The following is a 14,701-nucleotide window of genomic DNA, read 5'->3' on the forward strand; positions in this document are numbered from 1 at the left end:
AAGAGAGCGGCTTGCGACGGCTTCACCGGCTAGTATGGTGACGGCATGACAACAGACCAGATCATTCTTTTTGCGCTTTTCATCACCGTCTTCGGAATGCTGCTATGGGGCCGGTTTCGATACGACCTTGTGGCCTTTGCCGCACTGATGATCGGCGTCGTGCTGGGCGTCGTGCCCGTGGATGGCGCCTTTGCCGGGTTCGGCCATCCGGCGACTATCATCGTGGCGCTGGTTTTGGTGGTTTCTGCCGGTTTGGTCCGATCCGGAGCAGTGTTCCTGATCACCCGCACGCTGGTTGATGCCTCGCGGGGCCTGGGCGCGCATATCGCCCTGATGGGTGGGATCGGCGCGGTTCTGTCGGCCTTCATGAACAACGTAGCGGCGCTGGCGCTGCTGATGCCCGTGGACATTCAGACCGCACGCAAAGCGGGCCGGTCTGTGGGCCTGTCGCTAATGCCGCTGAGCTTTGCCACGATTCTCGGCGGGATGGCCACGCTGATCGGGACCCCCCCGAACATCATCATCGCCTCGATCCGGGCCGAAACACTGGGCGAGCCGTTTCACATGTTCGATTTTGCCCCGGTCGGTGGGCTGGCCGCGATCGCCGGCCTTGCCTTTGTTGCACTGGTAGGGTGGCGCCTGATCCCCAATCGCGGGCCGCAGGCTGAAACATCGGAAACCTTGGCCGAATACATCGCCGAGCTGACCGTTCCACCGAAATCCGCCCATATCGGCAAACGGGTCAGCGAGCTTTATGAGGCGGCCGAGAAATCGGACGTGGCCATCATCGGTTTGATCCGGGATGGCAAGCGTCGCTATGGCCGGTCGGCGCACGCCGTTTTGCAGGAAGGTGACGCGCTGGTTCTGGAAGCCCGACCCGAAGCGCTGGACGAGTTCCGTGCCGCGCTCAACCTGGATTTCTCGGACACGCGCCGGCAGGAATTGCTGACGGCTGAGGGGGACGGGCTGGAAGTGATCGAAGTCGTCGTGCCGGAAAGCGCGCGCATCACAGGTCGCACGGCACAAGGGCTTGGGCTGGCCTGGCGGCAAAGCACCGTTCTGATGGGCATCTCACGCCAGGGGCGCAGGATCACCGAACAGGTCCGCAAGACCGAGGTGGAACCGGGCGATATCCTGCTGCTGCTCTGCCCCCGCGACCGCGCTGCGGATGTTACGGAATGGCTGGGTTGCCTGCCCCTTGCCGGACGCGGGCTGAACGTTACGGCTAACGACAAGGCATGGCTGGCCATCGGCCTGTTCGCCGCCGCTGTCTTGGCCGCAAGTGTCGGGTTGATCTATCTTCCCATTGCTTTGGGGCTGGTGGTGATTGCTTATGTGCTGACCAAGATCATGCCGATCACCGAGATTTACAATCACATCGAATGGCCGGTGGTCGTACTGCTGGGGTCTATGATCCCTCTGGGCAGTGCTTTGGAGACCTCGGGCGGAACCGAACTGATCGCAAACGCCCTGATCCAGCTGACCGATGGTCTGCCCGCCTGGGCCATTCTGACCGTACTGATGGTCGTCACGATGACTTTGTCAGACGTGTTGAACAACACCGCCACCGCCATTGTCGCCGCGCCGGTCGGGATACAAATGGCACGCACGCTCGAGGTGTCACCCGACCCGTTTCTGATGACCGTGGCCGTTGCGGCCTCGGCTGCGTTCCTGACCCCCATCGGGCACAAAAACAACACGCTGGTTCTGGGGCCCGGCGGCTATCGTTTCGGGGATTACTGGCGCATGGGATTGCCCTTGGAGATGCTGATCATCGCCGTTTCTGTTCCCGCCATTCTTGTGTTCTGGCCGCTGTGACGGGTAAAGGCTGCGCATGAAACCCTTTTTGATCCTGCAACTGCGCCCCGAAACCGATGCATCCGACGCCGAATACGCCTCGATCCTGAACCGGAGCGGGTTGTCTCCTGAACAGACGCGTCGCATCCGTTTGGATTGCGAAAACCTGCCCGGGGAGATGGATGTCACAGACTACGCCGGTGTCATCGTGGGCGGCGGACCTGGATGCGTCAGTGACGACCCGGCGACCAAATCCCCGCTGGATGCCCGGATCGAGGCGACGATCATGGGGTTGATGCCGCAGATCATCGCACAGGATCACCCGTTCATGGGCTGCTGCTATGGCCTTGGCATTCTGGCGGCGCATCTGGGTGGCGACGTCAGCAAGGCCCGATATGGCGAACCCGTCGGACCATCCACGTGCCACCTGACCCCGGAAGGCCAGCAGGACCCGTTGACCGCAGGGTTGGAACCCACCTTCGACGCATTCGTTGGTCACAAGGAAGCGGTTCAGGCGCTGCCCGAGGGTTGCGTTCACCTTGTCACGTCAGACCCCTGCCCGTTCCAGATGATCCGCTGGGGGCAGAACGTATATGCCACGCAGTTCCACCCCGAGGCCGATGCCAGGGATTTTGAACAGCGCATCAATATCTACAAGAACCACGGCTATTTCCCGCCTGAAGACGCGCAAAAACTGATTGACCGCTGCCATTCGGCCGATGTCACACAACCCGGCGAGATCCTGCGCCGGTTCGTCCGACGATACGAGTGACCCAACGGCGCGGTTGCCTGCGCCTTGCCCCCTCGCTTAGGCTGATCTGACGCAACTTTGGGAGGAGTTGTCCTTGGATCTGCTCATTAACGTCGGTCTGCCGGTTTCACTGGCCGTTATCATGCTGTCTCTGGGCATCGGGCTGGAGGTGGCAGACTTCCGCCGTGTCATGAGCCGACGACGCGCCTTTGCCATCGGGGCGGCAAGTCAGGTTGTTCTATTGCCGGTGGCGGCCTTTGCGACGGTCAAATTTTTTGCTTTGCCGCCTGAGATCGCCGTTGGTTTCATGCTGCTCAGTTTTTGCCCGGGCGGCGTAACCAGCAATATCCTGTCAAAGCTCGCCAAGGCCGATGTCGCGCTTTCAGTCAGCCTGACCGCCGTGATCAGCCTTCTGTCGATGGTGACTGTGCCGATACTGGCCGCCTGGTCGATCGCGCATTTCATGGGCGACGAAGCCCCCGAGGTTTCGATCACCGGGCTGGCTGTTGCATTGTTTCTGATAACAACGCTGCCCGTGGCAATCGGGGTCGGAGTTCGCAGCTTTGCAACAGGGTTTGCAAACCGTGTCGAGCCGGGGTTGTCGGCGCTCGCGACCGTTTTGTTCGTGCTGATCATTGCCGCGGCACTGGCCGGGAACTGGCAATTGTTGGTCGACAATCTCGGCATCATGGGCGCAGGCTTGATTTCTTTGAATATCGCCCTGCTGTTCATCGGATTGGGGCTGGCGCGGATAACAAACCTGTCCTGGAATGAGTGCAAGACGATCTCGATCGAAACCGGAATTCAAAATTCCACGCTGGGCATTACACTGGCGGCGCTGATCACGAATACCGAAAGCGGGTTCAGCCCGCTGGCCCTGCCCTCGGCGGTATATGGTATTACGATGTACGCCGTGGTTCTGCCGTTTCTTGTCTGGTTCCGCAGGCGCTGAAAGGACCGTTATGACAAACAACACTGCTGATGCGATCGTTGTCGGGGCTGGTCTGGCCGGATTGGCCGCCGCTGCCGAACTGGGCGACCGAGGCAAGAAGGTAATCATACTCGATCAGGAACCAGAAGGTTTTCTGGGCGGTCAGGCATTCTGGAGCCTGGGTGGCCTGTTCATGGTCGACACGCCGGAACAACGCCGCATGGGTATCCGCGACAGCCACGATCTGGCGTTGCGCGACTGGATGGGCAGCGCGCAGTTCGACCGCGAAGAAGATACCTGGCCCCGTAAATGGGCCGAAGCCTATATCGAGTTCGCCGCCGGTGAAATGCGTCCCTGGCTGCATGGCATGGGGCTGCGCTGGTTTCCGGTCGTGGGCTGGGCTGAACGTGGCGGGTCCTACGCAAACGGCCACGGCAATTCCGTCCCGCGCTTTCACATCACCTGGGGCACCGGACCTGGCGTGCTGGAACACTTCATCCGCCGGGTCCGCGACCATGTCAGCGCCGGTCTGATCCAGATGAAATACCGCCATCAGGTCAGCCACATCATCATGCAGAACGGCGAGGCCAAGGGCGTCTCGGGCGAGGTGCTGGCCGATGACGCGGCCCCGCGCGGCGGCAAGACCAACCGCGACGAGGTGGGCGAGTTCGAGGTCTATGCGCCCTCGGTCATCGTCACCTCGGGCGGGATCGGTGGCAATTTCGAGATGGTGCGCCAGAACTGGCCCCGCGACCGTCTGGGCGACCCGCCCAAGGACATGGTGGCGGGTGTGCCCTTCCATGTGGACGGTCGGATGATCGCCATCAGCGAAAAGGCCGGTGGCCATGTCATCAACGGCGACCGCATGTGGCATTACACCGAAGGCGTGCGCAACTGGGATCCGATCTGGCCCGCCCATGGCATTCGCATTCTGCCCGGCCCCAGCTCGATGTGGTTCGACGCGCGCGGAAACCGGTTGCAGCCCCCCTGCCTGCCCGGGTTCGATACGCTGGGGACACTGCGCGAAATCCTGAACACCGGGTATGAATACAGTTGGTTCGTTCTGACTCAGAAGGTGATCAAGAAGGAATTCGCCCTGTCCGGGTCTGAACAGAACCCCGATTTCACGTCAGGCAGCTGGAAAGAGGTTATTCGTCAACGCATACTGTCCGGGTCCAAAGCGACCGCCCCGGTCGAGGCATTCAAGGAGAAGGGCGAGGATTTTGTTGTTGCCAACACGCTGACCGAGCTGGTCAACGGAATGAACCATTTGGGTGGGGGGCTGATAGACGAGGCCCATTTGCGTGCCCAGATCGAGGCGCGGGATTCTCAGGTCGACAATCCGTTCTCAAAAGACGCGCAGATGATGGCGATCCTTGCAGCCCGCAATTATCGTGGAGACAAACTGATCCGCACCGCCAAGCCGCACAAGTTCCTGGACCCCAAGAATGGCCCGCTGATCGCGGTCAAGCTGCACGTGCTGACCCGCAAGACACTGGGCGGTTTGCAGACCAATCTGGACAGTCAGATGATCGGCGCCGACGGCCAGGTGGTGCCCGGCCTGTTCGCAGCCGGTGAAGTCGCAGGGTTCGGTGGCGGTGGTTATCACGGTTACAACGCGCTGGAAGGGACCTTTCTGGGTGGCTGCATCTTTTCGGGTCGCAACGCAGGGCGATCGAGGGCCGTCGCCTGACAACCCTGCCCTTTTACTTGCGCTCCAGTTTGATCACCGGCTCACCCTGAGCATCCAGCAAGGCCAGCGCGTTGCCTTGCACCGCGAAGGTCGTGACAGTTTGCATCGCTTTCAGAAACTGCCGCTCGACCTCGTCCAGCGGGGGTGGGCACGCCATGAGCGTTGCAGCCATATTGTCCGGGAACGCGATCCGATTGGCAGAAATCTCGGCCTGGCCACTGAACCTGTTACAGCCACCACTACCTGAAAACGCTCCGCCCTGCCCGAAAGCAAGCTCAGGACGTTTCTCTGTCTCGACAGGCGCACCATTGAGGCCCGAAGCGACCCATTCGGTGTTTTCCAGCATCGCGGCACCTTGGTGTTGCACCTGAATCATCAGCAGGTCAGCTGAATTCTCGGCCCCATCTGTCAGAACCGGGTAGACGGTATCGGTGGTGAACAACTGGTTTTGCCCCTGCATGACCGAAGCACGCACGGCATATCTGCGCCCGTCCTGGATCAACGCATCATCATAGGTCAGTTCAAACTGTGCCGGCACACCGGTCAGGGCATATCTCTGCGCGGCAAGCGTTTCGGCCGGCGCATCCGCCAATGAGATATCCTGAAGCTCGACGAACAAGGTCGCGCCGGGCGGGAGCGCAATACGCTCTCGGTAGGTTGCGGTTCCTTCGACGGTTCCAGCAAGCGATGTGCCGCTCAAAACGGTGGCGAAGGCAACCGCAGGAAACGTGGTGCGGACGAGTGTCAGCATGGCAGTACCCTTCAAATATCAGTTCTACAAAAGATTGCTGTTCATCCGACATTTACAAGTACGCCGCGAGCAAAGCGGCAAATCTGTGCCGATGTCATAACGGCCAGATCAACGGGATCAGCAGGGACGCCAACAATCCGACCGTCAGGTTCAGCGGCACGCCCACTTTCATGAAGTCGGTGAACCTGTAGCCTCCGGGACCATAGACCATCATGTTCGTCTGGTATCCGATCGGTGTTGCAAACGATGCCGAGGCCGCCACCATGACCGCGACGACCAGCGGACGCGGATCTATTCCGACAGCCTGCGCCAGACCGATGGCGATCGGGGTGACGACAACCGCAACGGCGTTGTTGGAGACCAGTTCGGTCAGCACCGAGGTCAGCAGATAAATCGCCCAGATAATTAGGAATGGCGGCAAGGCACTGAGCCCCGGCGCAACGGCCTCGACGATCAGGGAAACCGCGCCCGAGCTGTCCAGCGCAGCCCCTATGCCCAGCATCGCGAAGATCAACGCCAACAGACGACCTTCAACAAAGGAAAACGCCTCATCCGCGTCGATACAGCGGGTCAACAGAACCACGGCGCAGGCCACAATCGACAACAACAGGATGGGCGCAATGCCCAGCGCAGCGAGGGCGACAATCCCTACAAGAGCACCAATCGCAATGGGTGCATGGCTTCGACGGAATGCTCGAGCCGATGGTTGTGTGACGTCCACCATGTCCATATCAGCCGCCAGCCGCTGGATATCCGCCGGGGCACCTTCCAAAAGCAACGTATCCCCAACCCTGACCACCAATTCATCCAACTGACGGCCGATATTCTGGTTGCGACGGTGCACCGCCAGCACGTAAACGCCATAGCGACGCCGAAGCCGCATCATCCCAAGGGTCCGCCCCACCAGACGGCATCCGGGCGTGATCAACACCTCAACCGTCTTGGTTTCAACGGCGGATACCTGATCCACGCGTTTGAGTTCCCGGTTGCGCTGAAGGCTCAGAAGTTCGGTCATCTCGGTGCGTAAAACCACCCTGTCGCCGACCTTCAGTTCGACGCCTTTCAAGTTGCGCCGCAACGACTCATCCCCCCGGATGACATCGATTAGACGCACGCCGGGGCGTTTGAACAACTGCACGCCCGTCACTTCGCGCCCGATCAGGTTGCTGTCCGGCGGAATGACGGCCTCGGTAAAGAACTTCATCTTGGACCGGTCACTGAGCAGCGACGCCATGCTGTCCCGCTCGGGCAACAGTTTGGGCGCGATGAAGCGCAAATAGATCATGCCGTAGATCACCAGCGCGATCCCCAGCGGCGTGACTTCGAAAATCGTAAAGGGTTTCATCCCCTGCGCGCGGGCCACGCCATCCACCAGCAGGTTGGTGGACGTGCCGATCAATGTCAGCGTGCCGCCCAGAATGGCCGCATAACTCAGCGGAATCAGCAATTTGGACGCGGGAACATTCAGGGTGCGGGCAATTTGCACAAAGACCGGTATCATCACCACGACCACTGGCGTATTCGACACCACCGCCGAGGCCAGCACGACAAACCCCATAAGCAAAGCGATGGCAATACGCGGGTTTACCTGAGCCTGCTTCTGCGCGGTCGAGGTGAACGAGTCCAGGGCTCCGGTCCGCACCAAGGCCCCCATGATGATGAACATCGCGGCAATCGTCCAGGGTGCCGGGTTGGACAGAACCGCAAGCGCGCTTTGATAGGGCAAGATGCCGGTTACAAGCATCAGTGAGACACCGCCAATCGCCACGACTTCGGTCGGATAAACCTCGCGCAGGAACATGATGAACATGCCCGCAACGATGACCAGCGCCAGAACTGCGCTTCCTGTGTCTGTCAGTGAAAGGAAATTCATTCGTGGTATTCTGTCCGAACCCCGGCCCAAGCGCCTGATGACATGCAGTTTCACGCATTGCGCCCGACAGAGCAAGCCTGACGATGACTATTCGGGCCCGGCTTGTTCCAGACGCCCGCCGACCCGCACCATGCGCACGGATTTGGCCTGTCCGTCACGATCATCGGTTTCCACGAACACGCCGCTCAGTGTGGCCTCGCCATTTGCGGGGGTAAAGCGCGCCTTAGGCATACCGGTGATGAACCGTCGCATCGGCTCTTGCTTGTCCATGCCGATGACCGAATCGTAGTCTCCGCACATGCCTGCATCTGTCAGATACCCGGTGCCACCCGGCAGAATCTGCGAATCCGCGGTTGGCACATGGGTATGCGTTCCCACCACAAGGCTGGCGCGCTTGTCACAGTAATGCCCCATCGCCATCTTCTCGGACGTCGCTTCGCAATGCATGTCCACGATGATTGCTTGCGCCTGACCTCCCCTGGGATGGGATTTCAGGATCGGCTCAATGGCTGAGAACGGATCGTCGAACGGACGCTTCATAAAGACCTGACCCAGCACCTGCACAACCAGAACCTTGCGCCCCCCCGGCGCCGTGAACAACCGATGACCCCGCCCCGGCGCGCCTTTGGCGAAGTTCACGGGTCGTATGATGCGCTGTTCCTTCTCGATGAATTGCAGCATGTCTTTCTGGTCGAACGCATGATCGCCCAGCGTCAGGCAATCTGCCCCGGCGTCGAGCAACAGCCTGGCGTGATCTCCGCTCAACCCCATGCCGTTCGACGCGTTTTCGCCATTGACCACAACAAAATCCAGCCGCCATTCGTCGCGCAGGCGCGGCAAATGCTGCTGAACGGCAGCGCGGCCCGCGCGCCCCATGACATCGCCAAGAAACAGAATCCTCATGATCCGGGTCGTAGGGGCTGTACAGGGCAATAACAAGGCGGAAGCGTGAAATTAACGGCAGACTTCGGGGTTGAAATCAAATTCTGCCGTGGCAATGTTTCGATACGTCTTTTGAATACAGAAGGAATTCTTCGTGAAGTCGTCAATTGTTCTGACCGGCTGCCTTTTGGCGGCAACCGCTGCCGCGGCCGAAGGCACCAAGACATCCATGCCCAACCCCGCCGCGACCTTCTGCATTGAAAACGACGGGACCTACCAGCTTCGTAAAAACGAAGAAGGCAGTGTCTATGGCATCTGCATCCTGAAAGACGGCACCGAGGTGGATGCCTGGGATTTCTTGCGCAGCCACTTCGAGCAATAGCAGCTAGAAGGTCAACACGCGGCTTTCCGTGACAACCATGTCCAGTGGTTGGTCGGTTGGCTCGAGCGGCAGATCCGCAGTCTCTTGCGCGTCAAAAGCAAAGCCAATGGCAAGCGTCGGGCGTTTGGAGCGCAAGCCTTCCAGCGTTCGGTCATAAAACCCGCCGCCATACCCCAGGCGGCCACCATTTGCATCGAAGGCGACCAGCGGCACGATCAGGATTTCGGGGTCGAAATAGTCATCCACCTGGGGCACTTTTGCACCGAACGGGCCATCCTTGAGCACACCGTCCGGCGTCCAGCGAGAGAATTTCAGCGGCTGACCGGTTGCCTGAATGACAGGCACCCCCACCGGGCCATAAGCCGATGCCTCGGCCATCGCAGGCACCGGGTCGATCTCGGTCCGGATCGGCATGTAACCTGACAGGGGAACGCCGCGATGGCCTGCCAGAACTTCGGACAAGCGCCCGGCTGCGCCCGGCAAGCGGGCATCAAACGCGGTCTTGCGGCGGGCAAACGCCGCTTTGCGCGCTGCGGCTTTGATTTCGGTCAGATCGGTCACAGGAGCACCACGCTGGCAAGCCCAAGAAATATGAAGAAACCCATGACATCCGTCGTGGTTGTCACAAAGGTTCCCGATGCCAGCGCCGGGTCGATGCCCAAGCGGTCCAGCACGACTGGTACTACCGTACCTGCAAAGCCTGCGATGATCATGTTCACGACCAAGGCCGACCCAATCACGACACCCAGCAGCGGGGAATCGAACCACAGCATCCCCACGGTCCCCAGCACGATTGCAAAGCAGAGCCCATTCAGCATCCCCACCAGCAGTTCCCGGCGAATAACGCGCAGCACGTTTGCATTGGTCAGGTCGCGCGTCGCCAACGCGCGCACCGTAACGGTGAGCGACTGTGTTCCAGCATTGCCGCCCATCGACGCGACGATCGGCATCAGGATGGCCAGCGCGACCAGTTGATCAATCGCCGCCTCGAATTGCGAAATCACCAAAGAGGCACAGATCGCCGTGCACAGGTTCACCGCCAGCCAGGGCAACCTTCGCCGGCTGGTTGCCGCCACGCTGTCGGACAACGAGCTTTCGTCGCCGACACCGGCAAGACGCAGGATGTCTTCTTCATGCTCTTCATCCAGAACGACCATCGCGTCATCAATGGTGATGACACCGACCAAACGGCCATCCGCATCCACCACCGGGGCCGAGATCAGGTGATACTGGTTGAAGGCATAAGCCACGTCTTCCTCATCCTGATCGACAGGGATGATGTGAAACTCCTCCTCTGTCAGATCAAGCAGAGGCACGTCACGCCGCGCCGCCATCAGCTTGCCCAACGTCACCTGCGCCACAGGTTTCAGGCGCGGATCGACCAGAACGACGTGATAGAACTGCTCGGGCAAATCGTCATTGGCGCGCATGAAATCAATGGCTTGGCCAACGGTCCAATGCTCGGGCGCCATGACCACTTCACGCTGCATGAGGCGACCCGCCGAGTTCTCGGGGTAGGACAGGGCCTGTTCGGCTGCGATCCGTTCGGAATCCTCCAGCGCGTCCAGGATGGTTTCCTGCTGCGGTTCCTCAAGGTCTTCAAGCAGGTCAACGACATCGTCGCTTTCCATCTCGCGCACGGCATCGGCCAGAACATCCGGGTTCAGGACCGAGATCACCTCTTCACGAACCGATTCATCCAGTTCAGACAGGATGTCGCCGTCAAACTCTTTGTCGTACAGGCGAATCAGGCGCGACCGGTCAAACGGATTGATCTGTTCAAGAAGGTCGGCAATGTCGGCCGAGTGCAGCGGCTCCATCAACTCGATCAGCTTGTCGCGGTCGTCTATATCCACCGCGTACAGGATTGCCGCTACTGCCTTGGGATCCAACGCATAGGCGTCTTCATCCCGGGGCTGATCGTGTCCGGCTTCGTCTCTGCCTGTCGTCATGCTCTGCCCCTTTTTTACGATTTGCTCTTAAATAGAAGAAGCAGCTACCGGAAAACAATGACAATGCGCCGATTTACCCACTTCTTTCGTCCGCCTATGCTGGTGTGCGGTTCCAAACAGGCGGAGAACAGGGAAAATGGCGCAAAAGACGCTTTTGAAAGGGCGTGTTCTGAGTTTCACAGGCTCACCCTTCGACGGAGAGCCGACCGAGGCGACCCGGTTGGACGAAGCGGTCGTGATCGAACACGGGCGAATTGCCGAGGTCGGCACCATCGACGCGCTGAAAAAAGCCCATCCTGACGCAGTCACGAAGGATCACGGAACGTGCTTGATCATGGCTGGGTTCGTCGACCCGCATGTGCATTACCCACAGACGGCGATGATCGCCAGCTGGGGCAAGCGGCTGATCGACTGGCTGAACACCTACACCTTCCCGGAAGAGATGAAGTTCGGCGATTTCGACTATGCGACCGAGATCGCCAACCGGTATCTGGACCTGACGACCGCCCACGGCACCACGACCATGTGCAGTTTTTGCACGATTCACCCTGAAAGCGTGGATGCCTTTTTCACCGCGGCGCAACAGCGTGGGCAGCGTGTGGTCGCCGGCAAGACCTGCATGGACCGTAACGCGCCCGAAGGTCTGCGCGACACCGCGCAGACGGCTTATGACCAGTCCGCCGCCCTGCTGGAAAAATGGCATCGCGTCGACCGCTTGTCCTATGCGATCACACCACGCTTTTCGCCCACCTCGACCCCGGAACAGCTCGAGGCCATGGGCGCGCTTTGGGCCGAACATCCCCATTGTCTCATGCAAACCCACCTGAGCGAGCAAACGGATGAAATCGAATGGGTCCGGTCCCTGTTCCCTGATGCAAGGGATTATCTGGATACCTACGAGAAATTTGGCCTGTTGGGCCAGAACGGCCTGTATGGCCATGTCATCCACCTGGAAGACCGGGAACGGGATCGGCTGCGCGAGGTCGATGCCTCTTTGATTCATTGCCCCACGTCGAACACCTTCATCGGATCGGGACTGTTTGACATGAACGGGCTGATCCATGATGGCCACCGGATCGGTCTGGCCACGGATACCGGCGGCGGGTCCAGCTTTTCGATGCTGCGCACCATGGCCGCCGCCTATGAGATCGGCCAATTGCGCGGCCGCCCTCTGCACCCGGCGCAATTGCTGTGGTTGGGCACGGTCGGATCGGCCCGTAGCCTGCGTATGGACGACTGCATCGGAAACATCACTCCGGGGATGGAGGCGGATCTGGTCGTGATCGACCTCGCCTCGACCCCCGCCATCGCCCAGCGCGAGGCCCATGCAGAAGACGTTTGGGAAGCGATCTTCCCGACGATCATGATGGGCGATGATCGGGCCGTGGCAGAGGTCTGGATCGGCGGGCGGCAGGCGGCTTAAGCCTGCAACGCCCGGGCCAGCGTGTTCTGACGCTCGATCACGCGGGGCAGATCAATGGTCGTTATGTGCCCGTCACGTACGATCTGGCGGCCTTCGACGAACAGGTGTTTCACCGACATCGGCCCCGCCAGAAGCAGCGCCGCCGGATCCCAACTGCCCGCGCTTTCGATGCCGCAGATATCCCACACCGCAATATCGGCACGTTTTCCGGGCATCAGCCGTCCGCAATCGGGACGTCCCAACACATCCGCCCCGCCGCGCGTCGCAATCTCAAGCGCTTCGCGGACCGACATGGCATCCGCACCATTGGCGACCCGCTGCAACAACATGGCCTGGCGCGCCTCAAGCATGAGGTTGCCATTGTCATTGCTGGCCGATCCATCCGCGCCGAAGCCGACCTTGACACCCGCATCGCGCATCGCCCGCACCGGCGCGATACCCGATCCGAGGCGGCAATTTGAACAGGGGCAATGGGCCACGCCTGTTTCAGAGCGCGAGAACAGATCAATCTCGGCCCCGTCCAGCTTGACGCAATGGGCGTGCCAGACATCCGGGCCGGTCCAACCCAATTCCTCGGCATATTGCCCCGGGCGGCAGCCGAATTGCGCCTGCGAATAGGCAATATCCTCATCATTCTCGGCCAGATGGGTATGCAGCATCACGCCCTTGTCCCGCGCCAGCAACGCCGCATCGCGCATCAGGTCCCGGCTGACGGAAAACGGTGAACACGGGGCAAGGCCAACGCGGCACATCGAACCCTCCGACGGGTCGTGAAACGCATCCACGACACGTACCATGTCGTCCAGAATGGCGGCTTCCTTTTCCACCAGATGGTCCGGCGGCAGACCCCCATCGCTCTCGCCGATGCTCATCGCGCCGCGTGTCGGATGAAACCGCATCCCCAACTCGGATGCGGCAGCGATCGTATCCTCAAGCCGCGCACCGTTGGGATAGAGGTAAAGGTGATCGGAACTGAGCGTGCACCCCGACAGCGCCAGTTCGGCCAAACCGATCTGGGCCGAGGTGAACATTTCCTCCGGCCCGAAACGCGACCAGATCGGGTAGAGCGTTTGCAGCCACCCAAACAGCAACGCATCCTGTCCGCCCGGCACCGCCCGTGTCAGAGTTTGATAAAGATGGTGGTGGGTATTCACCAGGCCGGGCGTCACCACACAGCCTGAAACATCATGCACCTCACCCTGTGTTTCCAATCCCCGCCCGATCCGGGCAATCTGCCCGTCGCGGACCAAAATATCGGCCTTGGACAATTCCTGCCGGGACTCGTCCATCGTCAGGATCAGATCAGCATTCTTGAGTAGGGTTTCCGTCATTTCGCGCTCCTGCATCTGCCCGTCTCATGCAAGAAGTGCGTCGGCCGGTGGAAAACGGGCGCAAGAACCGGCCATCCCCGGTGTAGTTGCCTTTGATGCGCCGGGCAACAGGATTCAGAATTGGCGGAGTATCTCAAGCGCTGCGGCGTGCAGGTCAGCGTTGGCCGCAGCCAGGGCCCGACCGCCTTGATGCGCGGGGCCGCCCTGCCAATCAGTCACGACACCGCCAGCCGCCTGAATAACGGCAATCGGCGCTTGAATATCATAGGAATTCAAGCCCGCCTCGATCACCAAATCCGCCTGCCCGGCAGCCAGAAGCGCATAGGCATAGCAATCCATTCCATAGCGCGTCAGCTGTACCTGATCGGACACGGCCTGAAACCCTGCGCGGTCCTGCGGGGTTCCAACCTCGGGGAACGTGGTAAACAAAGTCGCCTGATCCAGCGCCCTGGTATCGCGCGTTCGAATTCTTCTGGTGCCCTGCGGACCGGTCATGTGAGCACCGGAAGACGATCCGACAAAGCGCTCTCCGATATACGGCTGATCGATTACACCCATAAAAGGCCCGTCCTGATCACTCAGCGCAATCAAAACACCCCAGGTTGGCGTGCCGCTGATAAACCCACGGGTGCCATCGATGGGGTCCAGTACCCAGGTACGGCCACTGGTGCCCGTATGCGCGCCGAACTCCTCGCCCAGCACACCGTCATCCGGGCACCGCCGCGCCAGAACGTCCCGCATCGCCTGTTCAGCGGCGCGGTCAGCCACGGTGACCGGGTCAAACCCGTCGGTCAGTTTGTTGGCGGTTTCCAGATTTGTTTGACGAAAAAAGGGGAGTATGGCCTCACGCGCAGCCTCGGCCATTTCTTCGGCAATTTCGATATCGCTCAGTGTCGTCGGTTGCATGGCCCCGAGGTGCGGGCAATCCGCGACAA

At 60.4% G+C, this 14,701-nt stretch carries 13 protein-coding genes; 6 read left to right on the plus strand and 7 right to left on the minus strand.

Going from position 1 to position 14,701, the window contains the following annotated elements; all coding sequences use genetic code 11:
* The first annotated feature begins 45 nt into the window (after nt 1-45).
* The 4 genes from AC2FF8_RS04460 (at nt 46) to AC2FF8_RS04475 (ending at nt 5,172) form a co-directional block, all read left to right on the plus strand.
* The gene (locus tag AC2FF8_RS04460) at nt 46-1,818 is read left to right on the plus strand and encodes an SLC13 family permease (protein ID WP_496879013.1); all 1,773 of its coding nucleotides are present in this window, start codon (nt 46-48) and stop codon (nt 1,816-1,818) included.
* Between the two features lie 16 nt (nt 1,819-1,834).
* Nucleotides 1,835-2,569 carry a glutamine amidotransferase gene (locus AC2FF8_RS04465; RefSeq protein WP_170343639.1) on the plus strand — a complete coding sequence of 245 codons (735 nt, stop codon included), beginning with the start codon at nt 1,835-1,837 and terminating at the stop codon, nt 2,567-2,569.
* Between the two features lie 73 nt (nt 2,570-2,642).
* Nucleotides 2,643-3,500, plus strand: coding sequence for a bile acid:sodium symporter family protein (locus AC2FF8_RS04470; protein ID WP_496879014.1), 858 nt, complete (start codon nt 2,643-2,645; stop codon nt 3,498-3,500).
* 10 nt (nt 3,501-3,510) lie between these two features.
* Nucleotides 3,511-5,172, plus strand: coding sequence for an FAD-binding dehydrogenase (locus tag AC2FF8_RS04475; protein ID WP_496879015.1), 1,662 nt, complete (start codon nt 3,511-3,513; stop codon nt 5,170-5,172).
* Nucleotides 5,173-5,185: 13 nt separating this feature from the next.
* On the opposite strand, the gene AC2FF8_RS04480 is transcribed toward AC2FF8_RS04475, so the two are convergent.
* The 3 genes from AC2FF8_RS04480 to AC2FF8_RS04490 all read right to left on the minus strand — a co-directional run bounded on the left by AC2FF8_RS04480 (nt 5,186) and on the right by AC2FF8_RS04490 (nt 8,699).
* Nucleotides 5,186-5,923 carry a YbaY family lipoprotein gene (locus AC2FF8_RS04480; protein WP_496879016.1) on the minus strand — a complete coding sequence of 246 codons (738 nt, stop codon included), beginning with the start codon at nt 5,921-5,923 and terminating at the stop codon, nt 5,186-5,188.
* A 94-nt stretch (nt 5,924-6,017) separates the two neighbouring features.
* Complete coding sequence (locus tag AC2FF8_RS04485; protein WP_496879017.1) at nt 6,018-7,796, minus strand: SLC13 family permease; 1,779 nt, start codon at nt 7,794-7,796, stop codon at nt 6,018-6,020.
* An 87-nt stretch (nt 7,797-7,883) separates the two neighbouring features.
* Nucleotides 7,884-8,699 carry a TIGR00282 family metallophosphoesterase gene (locus AC2FF8_RS04490; RefSeq protein ID WP_170343634.1) on the minus strand — a complete coding sequence of 272 codons (816 nt, stop codon included), beginning with the start codon at nt 8,697-8,699 and terminating at the stop codon, nt 7,884-7,886.
* Between the two features lie 133 nt (nt 8,700-8,832).
* Between AC2FF8_RS04490 and AC2FF8_RS04495 the strand changes: the two genes are divergently transcribed.
* Nucleotides 8,833-9,060: a putative hemolysin gene (locus tag AC2FF8_RS04495; RefSeq protein WP_496879018.1), complete on the plus strand. Its 228-nt coding sequence runs from the start codon at nt 8,833-8,835 to the stop codon at nt 9,058-9,060.
* Nucleotides 9,061-9,063: 3 nt separating this feature from the next.
* Here AC2FF8_RS04495 and AC2FF8_RS04500 read toward each other — a convergent pair whose 3' ends face one another.
* Together AC2FF8_RS04500 and mgtE are read right to left on the minus strand one after the other, a co-directional pair.
* Nucleotides 9,064-9,621, minus strand: a complete 558-nt coding sequence (locus AC2FF8_RS04500; RefSeq protein WP_496879019.1) for a 5-formyltetrahydrofolate cyclo-ligase — start codon at nt 9,619-9,621, stop codon at nt 9,064-9,066.
* Nucleotides 9,618-11,012 carry a magnesium transporter gene (mgtE, locus tag AC2FF8_RS04505; RefSeq protein WP_496879020.1) on the minus strand — a complete coding sequence of 465 codons (1,395 nt, stop codon included), beginning with the start codon at nt 11,010-11,012 and terminating at the stop codon, nt 9,618-9,620. The genes AC2FF8_RS04500 and mgtE overlap by 4 nt, the downstream gene beginning before the upstream one ends.
* 136 nt (nt 11,013-11,148) lie before the next feature.
* Here mgtE and guaD point away from each other — a divergent pair, with 136 nt between their 5' ends.
* A complete protein-coding gene (guaD, locus tag AC2FF8_RS04510; RefSeq protein ID WP_496879021.1) occupies nt 11,149-12,435 on the plus strand; it encodes a guanine deaminase in 1,287 nt (428 codons plus the stop codon).
* Here guaD and AC2FF8_RS04515 read toward each other — a convergent pair.
* The gene (locus tag AC2FF8_RS04515; protein WP_496879022.1) at nt 12,432-13,766 is read right to left on the minus strand and encodes an 8-oxoguanine deaminase; all 1,335 of its coding nucleotides are present in this window, start codon (nt 13,764-13,766) and stop codon (nt 12,432-12,434) included. The genes guaD and AC2FF8_RS04515 overlap by 4 nt on opposite strands.
* Before the next feature lie 114 nt (nt 13,767-13,880).
* Nucleotides 13,881-14,672 carry a histidinol-phosphatase gene (gene hisN, locus AC2FF8_RS04520; RefSeq protein ID WP_496879023.1) on the minus strand — a complete coding sequence of 264 codons (792 nt, stop codon included), beginning with the start codon at nt 14,670-14,672 and terminating at the stop codon, nt 13,881-13,883.
* Between the last annotated feature and the right edge of the window lie 29 nt (nt 14,673-14,701).

This window comes from Ruegeria sp. YTSA144, assembly GCF_059610125.1.

Bases quoted from the DNA above. Each gene is read 5' to 3' on its own strand.
- AC2FF8_RS04460 (WP_496879013.1), top strand. From the start codon at position 46: ATGACAACAGACCAGATCATTCTTTTTGCGCTTTTCATCACCGTCTTC.
- AC2FF8_RS04485 (WP_496879017.1), bottom strand. From the start codon at position 7,796: ATGAATTTCCTTTCACTGACAGACACAGGAAGCGCAGTTCTGGCGCTG.
- guaD (WP_496879021.1), top strand. From the start codon at position 11,149: ATGGCGCAAAAGACGCTTTTGAAAGGGCGTGTTCTGAGTTTCACAGGC.
- mgtE (WP_496879020.1), bottom strand. From the start codon at position 11,012: ATGACGACAGGCAGAGACGAAGCCGGACACGATCAGCCCCGGGATGAA.
- AC2FF8_RS04480 (WP_496879016.1), bottom strand. From the start codon at position 5,923: ATGCTGACACTCGTCCGCACCACGTTTCCTGCGGTTGCCTTCGCCACC.
- AC2FF8_RS04515 (WP_496879022.1), bottom strand. From the start codon at position 13,766: ATGACGGAAACCCTACTCAAGAATGCTGATCTGATCCTGACGATGGAC.
- hisN (WP_496879023.1), bottom strand. From the start codon at position 14,672: ATGCAACCGACGACACTGAGCGATATCGAAATTGCCGAAGAAATGGCC.
- AC2FF8_RS04465 (WP_170343639.1), top strand. From the start codon at position 1,835: ATGAAACCCTTTTTGATCCTGCAACTGCGCCCCGAAACCGATGCATCC.
- AC2FF8_RS04490 (WP_170343634.1), bottom strand. From the start codon at position 8,699: ATGAGGATTCTGTTTCTTGGCGATGTCATGGGGCGCGCGGGCCGCGCT.
- AC2FF8_RS04475 (WP_496879015.1), top strand. From the start codon at position 3,511: ATGACAAACAACACTGCTGATGCGATCGTTGTCGGGGCTGGTCTGGCC.